This is a genomic window from Acaryochloris marina S15, from assembly GCF_018336915.1.
GTDB classification, from domain to species: domain Bacteria; phylum Cyanobacteriota; class Cyanobacteriia; order Thermosynechococcales; family Thermosynechococcaceae; genus Acaryochloris; species Acaryochloris marina_A.
The window spans coordinates 2,893,976-2,905,373 of record NZ_CP064923.1 but is presented as its reverse complement, the minus strand read 5'-3'; the positions used below and the strand labels follow the sequence as shown (position 1 = coordinate 2,905,373).

Annotated in this window: 5 protein-coding genes; all 5 read left to right on the top strand. The window is 41.8% G+C overall.

Features of this window, described 5'->3' with window-relative positions; genetic code table 11:
* Nucleotides 1-47 precede the first annotated feature (47 nt).
* Nucleotides 48-1,214 (top strand): acyltransferase family protein, encoded by a 1,167-nt coding sequence (locus tag I1H34_RS13505; protein ID WP_212666068.1) that lies wholly within the window; start codon nt 48-50, stop codon nt 1,212-1,214.
* A 66-nt stretch (nt 1,215-1,280) separates the two neighbouring features.
* Nucleotides 1,281-4,565, top strand: a complete 3,285-nt coding sequence (locus tag I1H34_RS13500; RefSeq protein ID WP_212666067.1) for a non-ribosomal peptide synthetase — start codon at nt 1,281-1,283, stop codon at nt 4,563-4,565.
* Nucleotides 4,562-8,704, top strand: coding sequence for a non-ribosomal peptide synthetase (locus I1H34_RS13495; RefSeq protein WP_212666066.1), 4,143 nt, complete (start codon nt 4,562-4,564; stop codon nt 8,702-8,704). Before I1H34_RS13500 ends, I1H34_RS13495 begins: the two co-directional genes overlap by 4 nt.
* Nucleotides 8,705-8,970: 266 nt before the next feature.
* Nucleotides 8,971-9,795 carry a sulfotransferase family protein gene (locus tag I1H34_RS13490; protein WP_249370119.1) on the top strand — a complete coding sequence of 275 codons (825 nt, stop codon included), beginning with the start codon at nt 8,971-8,973 and terminating at the stop codon, nt 9,793-9,795.
* Nucleotides 9,796-9,956: 161 nt separating this feature from the next.
* The gene (locus I1H34_RS13485; protein WP_212666064.1) at nt 9,957-11,309 is read left to right on the top strand and encodes an ISKra4 family transposase; all 1,353 of its coding nucleotides are present in this window, start codon (nt 9,957-9,959) and stop codon (nt 11,307-11,309) included.
* Nucleotides 11,310-11,398 lie beyond the last annotated feature (89 nt).

Sequence of the window (11,398 nt, the reverse complement as noted above, 5' to 3'; positions counted from 1 at the left end):
ACATTGCACAATTAACAAAATTGGCTAGTTATATTTGATATTACCTAATGAGTCAACAGATAAAGCCATTAACTGGTCTTAGAGGAATTGCAGCTTTGATGATCGTCATTCATCATTTCCCAATTGCCTTAGCACCAACATGGGGGAAAGCACTCCAAACCCAAACACAACTCATTGATAACAGTTATCTATGGGTTGATTTCTTCTTTATTCTCAGTGGCTTTTTAATGACCCATATTTATAAGTCTTTCCTTCGAAACAATATTCAGTGGAAAGACTATAAAAAATTTATTTTTTCAAGATCCACTCATCTTTATCCGTTACATTTTATATTATTATTCTCTTACTTTATATTTGAAATATTTAAACTAATACATTATCAATTTATTTTAACTATAAAGCCACAGTATTTATCCATTTTTCAACATCCATTTTCTGGGCGAAAGGATATTGTGTCTCTTTTTATGAGCCTATTGATGTTGCAAGGATTTGATTATACAAGATCCCCACTATTTGACATTAAGACTTTTTGGAATCAGCCTGCTTGGTCAATTAGCACCCAATGCCTGATTTATTTAGTACTCCCTTTTGTAATTTTTTTGTTATTTCAAAGAAGCAGAAAGACCAATCTTGTTATTTATATCTTTTCTCTTTTAGCTATTTCTCTAGTTATTCATTTCGGCAAAATCAACCATTCAGGTATACCTGTAATCATCAGATTCTTTAGTGAAGGTGTAGTAGGAATTATTACTTATCAGTTTTTCGAAGATCCAAAAGCTCGTCGGTTTTTTAGTCATAGCTCGGTTTCGATCACTTCATTCTTACTTGCAATGATCATTATGCATACTGGCTTGAAGATAATTCTGATCGTTCCAATATTTAGCCTTTTGATTCTTTCTGTCAGTGGTAAAAGAAATTCGATTACTGACTTACTATCATCGAGGTTCTTGCTGTTCCTGGGAACTATCTCTTACTCCATCTATATGAGTCATTGGCTGGTGCAAGATGTAATCAAGTTCTCTTGGCAGGCAACTTTTAATCAAACTTTCCCACAGGAGATGAAATTCAGTTCCTTTTCGATACTTCTGGGAGTAGAAGTGCTGATTGTTTTAGGACTTTCTTCTCTGCTCTACTTCTTGATTGAGAAACCCAGTCGAAGATGGCTGAAAACCAGTTACTTTGCTCGCAAGTTTATCTATTGTCCATCTACATAATTACCCATTCACCCAACTAATTAGAAATCAACATAATAAAACCTGTTTAATTTAGGCCTTTTTGCTATGAGTTTTTTATCTCAACCCCTAGTGACATCACTTCCTGTAGACTTTGACCCGTTTGCAGGGGGAGAACTCTCATCTACAGTTCCATTAACAGCTTCTCAAAAAGAGATTTGGGCTTCTGTACAAATGGGATCTGCTGCTAACTGTTCCTATAACGAATCCCAATCTTTGGAACTAAAGGGGGGACTGAGTGAAAATGCGATTTTGCAGGCCTTACAGGCATTAATCGCTCGCCACGAGATCCTTAGAGCGACGTGTAGCCCGGATGGTTCGACCCTATGCATTGCTAGAGAACTAGCGTTGGATATCGCGATTACTGACCTGTCCCACCTCGATCATGAAGTTCAAACCCAGCAAATTACTAACTGTAGCCAGCAGGCTGTCAGAACGACTTTTGATCTAGAACATGGCCCCCTTATAAGGGGCCAATTGATCAAATTAACTGACCAAGATCATGTGCTTCTTTTGACTGTTCATCACATCATCTGTGATGGCTGGTCGATTGCACTAATGATCTCGGATTTAGCGAAACTTTATACCGATTTCAAGCGGGGGAAGGTGCCTCAGCTCAATCCACCTAATGCTTTTAGCGACTATGCCATCGCTTTAGACGATGCTAAAGAAACATCAGCAGCCAAAGAGGATTTTGATTATTGGCTAAACCAATATGGTGAGTCTGTTCCCACGTTGGACTTTCCTACTGATCGACCACGTCCCGCCTTGAGAACCTTTGATTCTGCTCGGGTAGATTGGCAACTGTCTCCCGATCTCACAACTCGACTCAAACACTTGGGGACCGAATTGGGTGGTAGTTTTATGACGACTCTGCTGTCTGGTTTTGAAATTTATCTTGCTCGCATTACTGGCCAATCCGATATCACTGTTGGAGTGCCGGCTGCTGGCCAAGCCGCAACAGGGGAGTTCAACTTGGTTGGTCATTGTGTCAACTTGCTACCCCTGCGATCTCAAGTTCATTCCCAGCACTCTTTCCAAGAGTATTTTAACCATCGCAAATCAACGGTATTGGATGCCTACGATCACCAACAATTCACCTTTGGCACCTTAGTGCAAGCTTTGAAAATGGATCGGGATCCGAGCCGTATTCCGCTCGTGCCCATTATTTTCAATATCGATCAAGGCTTAGATAGTGAACAACTATCGTTTGCTGATTTAGAGGTGACATCTAAGTCAAATCCGCGATCTTATGAAAATTTTGAGCTATTTATCAATGCAACTGAACTCAAAGGAGCAGTTACCCTAGAGTGCCAGTACAATACCAATTTATTTGATCGGGAAACGATTCAACGTCGTTTAGCAGAGTTTGAAACGATACTACGGAGTATCATCACGAATCCAGCCCAACCGATCTCGACTTTATCTTTGCTGCCAGAATCTGAACGTCAATGGCTCGCTCAATTCAATCCTACTCAAACCCCTGGGCTTGACAGTCTTTGTTTACACCAGTTAGTCGAAACTCAAACGACTAAGGCTCCAAATACCGTAGCAGTGATCTTTGAAGATACTCAACTGACTTATCAAGCATTAGATCATCAAGCCAACCAGCTGGCTCATTTTTTAAGAAAACAAGGTGTTGGCCCAGATTGCTTAGTAGGTCTTTGTCTTGAGCGGTCACTCAACATGGTTGTCGCTATGCTTGCCATTTTGAAGGCAGGTGGTGCTTATGTGCCTTTGGATCCAGGCAATCCTCCTCATCGGCTCGCTCTGATCTTAGAAGACTCTCAACTTTCACTACTCATTTCAGAAACGTCTTTAGAAACTCATATTCCCGACTGTGCAGCGTCAGTCATTTATCTGGATCAAAATAAATCACAGATTGAGTCAGAACCTACAGCACCGGTTCAAAATACGGCTAACACAGCCAATATGGCTTACGTCCTCTATACCTCTGGTTCAACGGGGAAACCTAAGGGCGTCATGATTGCTCATTGTAATGTCGTCAATTTACTGCAAGCAATGGGGCAAGAATTATACTATAGCTCCAGTGATATATGTCTTGCAGTCACTCCCATCTCATTTGACATTTCTGTCTTGGAGATATTTTTACCGTTAATTAAGGGCGGAAAAGTGGTGATTGCCAGTCGGGAGGTGGCTCAGGATGGAAATCGGCTGCTTTTTCTGCTGACAAACACTGATGCCACCTTTATGCAAGCTACACCAGCTACCTGGCAAATGTTATTAACTGTGGGTTGGCAGGGGAATCAACATCTCAAAATTCTCAGTGGCGGAGAAGCAATGTCCCATGAACTAGCCCAGGCACTGAATCAAAGAAGTCGTGGGGTCTGGAATGGTTATGGCCCCACTGAAGCCACGATCTACTCTACGGTTTACCCGCTATCAACAACAAATTCTGATACGATAACCGTCCCCATTGGACGTCCGCTGCTTAATACTGGCGTTTGTATTTTAGATGCTCACTCACAACCTGTACCGCGTGGGGTTCCCGGTGAATTGTGCTTGGTAGGGGCAGGATTAGGGCGAGGATACTTGAACCGCTCTAGCTTAACAGCAGAAAAATTTTGTGACTGGCCTGAAGCAGGAGCCGAGCAAGGTCAACGAATGTATAAAACGGGGGATTGGGTGCGTCTTCTACCGGATGGCAATATTGAATGGTTAGGACGCATTGATCATCAAATTAAAATCCGAGGATTTAGAATTGAAATTGGTGAAATTGAGGCAAATTTGCGTCAATTTCCTACAGTCAAGGAAGCAGTAGTCCTTGTTCGTGAAGATACTCCAGGTGAGCGAATATTGGTCGGATATTTTGTTGGTCAGGATGCCCAAACTCAAGGCATTGCCACTTGGGTAACTGACATTCGCCAGTTCTTAAAGTCGCGGGTGCCTGACTTTATGGTTCCCAATCATTTCATGCCCCTGGAAACTTTTCCCCTTACCTCCAGTGGCAAGATAGATCGCAAGGCCCTTCCAAAACCAGATACATCCCAAATGCTGGCGGCTAATTATGTCGCCCCCCGCAATTCTCTGGAAGAGCAAATTATGCAAGTCTGGGCTGAAATTTTCAAACAAGAAAAAATTGGCATTTATGACAACTTCTTCGACTTAGGGGGGTACTCCTTATTGGCCGTCCAAATTGTGTCACGGCTGAGACAAGCCTTAAATATTGAGATTTTACTGCCTCACTTATTTGAGTCTCCCACCATCGCCGAGTTGGCTCAAAGGGTGGAAGTTCTTCGTTGGTCCATTCATGGCCAGCCTGAACAGGATACAGATGATAATCATGATGGTTTTGAGGAAGGTGAGCTATGACCTCTATTGTCGAATTGCTAGATGAGATTCGCTTAAGGAATATTTGTCTGTGGGTGGAAGAGGATCGCCTTCGGTATCGAGCCCCCAAAAACGCACTGCCCGAAGCATTATTAGCGCAGATTAAAGCTCGAAAAAGTGAAATCATTGGCTTTTTGCAACACGCGAATGCCCAACATCAAACTCAGTTACCTGCATTAGAGAAAGTTGATCGTCAACAATCGTTACCCCTCTCATTTGCGCAACAAAGACTGTGGTTTATCCAGCAACTAGACCCTGACAATACGGCCAGCAATATGCCAGTGGTGGTCAAATTTGATGGATTACTGGATATTGAGGTGCTGCAGCGTAGTATTCAGACTGTCGTACAACGTCACGAGGTGCTGAGAACGAGTTTTCCACTGGATGGGGGGCAACCCACGGTTAAGGTTGAGGACTTGCAAGTCACTTTATCTATGGTCGATTTACTGCATCTGCCTGAGAAGGATAGAGATGCTGAAGCCTACCGTCTAGCCACTCAAGAAGCTCGGCAACCCTTTGATTTAATCAATGGCCCCCTATTTCGCTGTCAGTTATTTAAGCTGCAGGAGCAACAGTTCTTATGCATTTGGAACATGCATTGCATCATTTGCGATGGTGCTTCTTCAGATGTGTTTTATCAGGACTTAACCCAAACCTATCAGGCCTTCAAGGCTGGCCAGCCCTTGTCTCTACCCGAGCTTCCCGTCCAATATCTTGACTTTGCCGATTGGCAGCGACAATGGTTACAGGGAGAGGCGTTGGAGACGCAGTTAAGTTACTGGAAAGAGATTCTAGAAGGGAAGTTTCCTGCTTTAAAGTTACCTTTTGACGCTCCTCGACCCAAAGCAAAGCGGGCCTACAGGGGAGATCGAGCTGCAAAAATGTTGCCCTGGACCTTAAATCAAGCCGTTTTGAAATTAGGCCAGCAGGTGGGAGCGACCCAGTTTATGATTTTGCTTTCAGCCTTCGAAACATTGCTCTATCGCTACTCTAGCCAAGAGCAGTTTCTGATTAATGTTGCCAGTGCTGGACGAGGCAATGTAGAAACCGAAAGATTAGTCGGCTTTTTCTCCAATACGCTTTTGTTCAAAGCAGATTTGTCTGATAATCCGACGTTCCGGGAGTTTTTATTACGGGTTAAGCAATCTTCCTTAGCAGCATTTGCCCATCAAGATATTCCCTTTGCCAAGGTGATAGAAGAAATCTCCACAGATCAGCAAACGCAAGAGGCTTTATTTCAGGTGAAATTTGCCTTAAATCCGCCCTGGTCCAAGGGCCGGGGAATGGCCGCTGTTCATCTACCCGATCTAACTATCACTTCTTTATTTGGCTATATCTATCATGGCGAAACTAAGTATGACCTGACTCTGGTGATGCGCGAGCAGGATGAAGGTCTAGGAATGGTGTTTGATTACAATGCGGATATTTTTACGAAAGAAACCATTGAGCGGATGGTGGAACATTTTCATACCCTATTGCAGGGGATTGTGCAAAATCCAGATCAACCCATTTCAATGTTGCCCCTTTTGACGGAAGGTGAGCGTCAAGTCCTTTTATCAACTCAGTCATTGGTAAAGGCTGAGTCTACATCAGTTTGCGTTCATCAGCTTTTCGAAGCTCAGGTTAATCGTCAACCAGATGCGATCGCACTGACAGCACCAAATCAACAATGGACCTATCAAGATCTCAATCAACGAGCGAACCAATTGGCCCATTTCCTGTTATCTGTTGGAGATATTACCTCAGCTCCCGTGGCGATTTACCTAGAAAGATCACCAGAGATGGTGTTGGCTCAGCTTGCTATTCTCAAAGTTGGAGGGACCTATATCCCCATCGAGGATAAACTCTCTAAGTGTGATCTTGATAGCATCCTAACGACAGCGAAAGTCGAAATAATCGTCACAACGCAGAACCTTGCAGAACAGCTAGAAACCCCTATCAGCAAAATTATCTGCCTGAATTCTCTTCAAGAGAAGATAGGTACTCAAAGCCACAACAATATCCCCGCCTTTACCTCTTGCCAGAAGGATATCGCTTGTGTGCTTTTTGACGACAATGTTGGCGTCAAAATTACCCATGCGGGGATAATCTTGCTTGTTCAGGATTCAAGAGAGCTGAACCTATCCTCTTCAGATCGCTTGCTTCAATGGGCATCTCCAATGTCTGAAGTGGCACTCTTTGAACTGTATGCAGCCCTCGTTAATGGTGGCCAAATCATTCTGCCATCAGCTCATCAGAGTTTGACAGATCTAGGAAAGTTTATTGAGCAGCATCAAGTCACAACCCTTGTCTTGCCTATGAGATTGTTTAATAATCTCGTCGAACATCAATGTAAACAGTTAAAGTCTGTTCGACAATGCCTAATCAATAGCGATCGGATCTCACCATATTTCATCAAACAGTTTTTACAAACCCTACCATCGTGCTGTCTGTGGAAAATCTATAGTACACCCGAAACCAGTGGCTTTGTCTGTTGGCAACCCATCCATTCGTCTTTTTTATCCCTATATGAGCGCCAAATTGGATCACCTCTAGCCAACATTGACACTTATATTTTTGACCAGAATCAACAACTGGTTCCTTGTGGTGTGGAAGGCAATCTATACCTTGGGGGCGCTAGGGTTGCAAAAGGCTATTTGAACCTACCGTGTTTAGATAGCCATCACTGTATCCCCAACCCATTGAAGAACTACGATTCCGAACAACCAGAATACTTATTTTTCACGGGTGAGCGGGCAAAATGCTTATCAGATGGCTCGATCGTAAAAATGGGGAGTGGCGATTCTGGCCAGCTTTTGGGGCAAAGTATCTGTTTACAGGAGATAGAAACAGTTTTAACACAACACCCACAGGTAAAAGAAGGTAAGGCAGTGGGCTTAACCGATCCCATTGAAAACCAACCCTCGCTCGTCGCTTATGTGGTTGCGACTGACCATAGCCTCACCTCAAAAGATATATATTGCTTCCTCAAAAAACACCTGCCTAGTCATCTCATTCCTTCTAGCTTTGTAGTAATCGAGGCATTACCTCTTACACCACAGGGTGAAGTAGATATAGACATTCTGCCATTTCCTAGCAACCTTACTTCCGCTTGTGAAGACGTCAAGATTGTTGCTCAAACACCGTTAGAACATCAGCTAAAAAAAATTTGGGAGCAAGTTCTGAAGGTTCAAGACGTGGGGATAACAGATAATTTCTTTGAGCTGGGTGGCAATTCCCTATTAGCGATGAGCTTAGCAATTGCTATCGAACAGCAGTTAGAGAAAATTGTGCCACTCTCTTCATTCTTTCAGGCTCCAACGATCCAAGAGTTGGCAACTCTCTTACAACAGGAACGAACCCGGTCAAATTGGCGTTCTCTAATACCAATTCAGCCCAAAGGTAGCCGACCTCCACTCTTTTGCGTGCATTTTATCCTTAGACCCTTAACCAGCCACTTTGACCCTGATCAACCTATCTATGCACTTCGATACGGGATCGCTTCACAAACCACACAAAGTGTTTCAGACATACCGCAACGAATTGAACTAATAGCTGCTCATTATATTCAGGAAATGCGTCGCCTTCAACCAACTGGCCCATACTACTTAATGGGATCATCGCTGGGTGGGACTATTGCATTTGAGATGGCTCAACAACTCCTACAACAGGGCGAGAAAGTTGCCCTTCTAGCTATTTTTGACTCATCATTATGGCCTAGACCTCCCTTGAAAGATAAGCACCAAGGATTATTCAAATATTTAACCAAGAGCATATCTGGCATTCAAAACTTAATTTCCTATCGATGGAGACAACTGCAATTCTATATTCAACATAACGGTAGATATACACCTAATTTTTACTGGAGAGAAAGCCGATTATTTAAGCCCTACTACCCTCAATTTCTCTCTAGCAAAGTTCTTCTATTTCATGCTTTAGAAGAAGCTGCTAAGTACAAAGATTCTAATTGGTTACCGCAACAGTGGGAAAAGATTACGGATAGTCTAGAAACCATCCAGATGCCCGGTGATCACAATGGCATGTTACAAGAGCCACACGTACATGCCATTGTTCAAGTCCTCCAGGGTTATATTGATTTAAATGTATCTAGATCGCCCTCAGTAGAGAAAGTCAGGCAGTAAAAAAAATTGGCTGTCATCTATAAGATAGACAACATAGTATGTATCAATCCTTAAAGGCAAGCTAATAAAAAGAAAAATATTGCTTAAAATAAAAGATTTTAATGTACATACTTTTTATCTTCTACTAAATGATTTTAAAAATCCTTTCCTTTCGAGAATTAAACCCTAAAATATTGAGATTTCAAGCTTGTGCTTGAATTTTTATATTCTTCATGTTCAGGTATATCATCCTGCTTTCTTTATTGAAATATATAGATAAATGTCATATGAAGTCAGCTATAAAAAAAGCAATATTTAATTACCGAAAAGCCACTTGGCGTTCACGGAATCTACCAGATTTCATGATAATTGGAGCACAGAAATCTGGGACCTCTAGTTTGTACTACTACTTAAGTCAACATAGTCAGATTTCACCATCTTATGTCAAAGAAGTTCACTTTTTTGATGGTGGTTTAAAGCCAGATTTTGATAATTTCAAACAAGGTCAATCTTGGTACCTATCACATTTTCCAAGAGCAGGTAAAACTGTCAAAAACCAGAAAACTTTTGATTCTTCTCCGTTATATATTTTCAATCCAATTGTCCCAAAACGAATTTCTGAAATTATTCCTAAAGCAAAGCTAATTGCTATTCTGAGAAATCCTACAGAACGAGCTATTTCTCACTATTTTTATGAAAAAAAATTAGGATATGAATCATTGCCAATAATGGATGCATTATTAGCTGAAGAGGAGCGGTTGAAGCCAATACTAGAACAGCAGGATTATAAACATACGAACTTTATACACTTTTCTTACAAAAGTCGTGGACATTATTATGATCAAATAAAGAGATATCTTAATTACTTTTCAATGAGCAATATTCTTTTTATTAATAGTGCGATGCTTTTTAGTCATCCTGAAATTACGCTTCGACGGGTGTTCAACTTTATTGGCGTAGATGATGATTTTTTTGTTAAAGATTTACATGCATGCAATGTCTCTCAGAATAGAACTAAAGTGGCAGCAAATATTTATGAGTATTTAGACAATTACTATTACTCTCAGAATCATTTACTATATAAGTTAATTGGAGAAAACTTTGGATGGTGAGTATTCCATACAAAAAAAATGAACGTCATAAGTGAAGTTATAGCTTCTTTTTAAAATCAAAGAAGAAGACATTTGAGAAAGACGAGTGGAAGCGTAAATATATTGCAGCTTTAGACGATGGATGATAAACTCTCTCCTGGCAGCATTTAGGGAGTTATCCGTTGGAGTACGAATTACGAGTCATTGTTGAGAAGGTATCAGTCACTTCACAAGAAGTAATTCAGCGCGATACGCTCAAAGTCTATGACATTGCTCCTCCAGCATCGATTTTAGAATTAGGGTTGCGCCACGAAGAACAAATATCTCTCCTTGAAAAAGTTCAGAATTCACTCTTAGCTGCTCAATCAAAACTCATTGATACGGGCTATGATAGGTGCCCTAGATGTGGCCAGAAACTCAATAAACGAGGATTTACTAAGTCCAAATTCCATGCGGTTTTTACAGACCACAAAGTAGGGATTCAAAAGCACAAGTGCACGAATCCCGAATGCAACTGGCAAAGTACCCCCTCAACGGCCTATGTATTTGGCACCTCAATCCACCCAGATTTAGCGAAATTGCAATGTGAACAAGGGGCCATGTACAGCTTCCGTAAGGCTGAGACTAACCTAAATAAAATGACGGTTCACCGGCGTCCAGTCAATAACCATACCAATATCAAACTGCTCACGAATGAAGTGGGTGCAGTCATAGCTCAAGAGAATCTTGAACCCGCCGCAGTCGTTGAGGATGGTCTTAGCACCCCAGAATTGATCCTCCAAGCTGATGGGGGGCACATTCCGACTAAGGATAAAGATAAACGCAGCTTTGAAGCCTTATATGCTGTGGCCTATCGACCAGAGAACATCATCCCTTTGGACAACCATCATCGTCAGATTGAAAATAAAAGCTGTGCTGTCTCAGCTAAAGATGACGGCCTATCCACGATGAAAATCTACACCCTTAATGCAGCCCGCAAGCAGGGAATGACCGAGGAGACACAGGTTACTGCTCTAGCGGATGGAGCCCAAAATTGCTGGACAGTGATTTTAAGCTTGGCTCCCCACTGCAACAGCCTTCTGTGTATTTTGGATTGGTTTCATATTGCCATGCGATTTCAAAATGTTAGAGGGGCGGAAGATGATGCTTTCAAAGAAACCTTGGAGGGAGTGAAATGGAAATTGTGGCATGGCAAATCGGATGAGGCGTTAAAAAAATTAAAGCTACTGATGACCAATATTACTGATTCAAAGAAACGCTTAAAACTCAAAAAGTTGTATAACTATTTAGAGAATAATCAAGCCTATCTGGTGAATTATGAAGAACGAGATCAACAGGGCCTAAGTTACACCAGTCAAGTTGCAGAATCACATATCGATACGATTATCAATGACCGATATAAACGGACAAAGAAAATGCAGTGGACCCATGATGGAGCCCATAATGTATTGCAGATTAGAGGACTAGTTGAATGCAACGAATGGGCCGATAGGTGGCAGGCCCCCGTATTAAGGGCATTAGTGGGTGCAGCATAATTTATTGAATAGCTGTGGAATATTTACGCTTCCTAGCTTCGTTGTCATCCGCTAAGAGCATTTTCAACATTATTAAGCATAAATTCTTA

Excerpts from the sequence above, each read along its gene's own strand:
- I1H34_RS13500 (WP_212666067.1), top strand. The coding sequence starts at position 1,281 with ATGAGTTTTTTATCTCAACCCCTAGTGACATCACTTCCTGTAGACTTT.
- I1H34_RS13505 (WP_212666068.1), top strand. The coding sequence starts at position 48 with ATGAGTCAACAGATAAAGCCATTAACTGGTCTTAGAGGAATTGCAGCT.
- I1H34_RS13490 (WP_249370119.1), top strand. The coding sequence starts at position 8,971 with ATGAAGTCAGCTATAAAAAAAGCAATATTTAATTACCGAAAAGCCACT.
- I1H34_RS13495 (WP_212666066.1), top strand. The coding sequence starts at position 4,562 with ATGACCTCTATTGTCGAATTGCTAGATGAGATTCGCTTAAGGAATATT.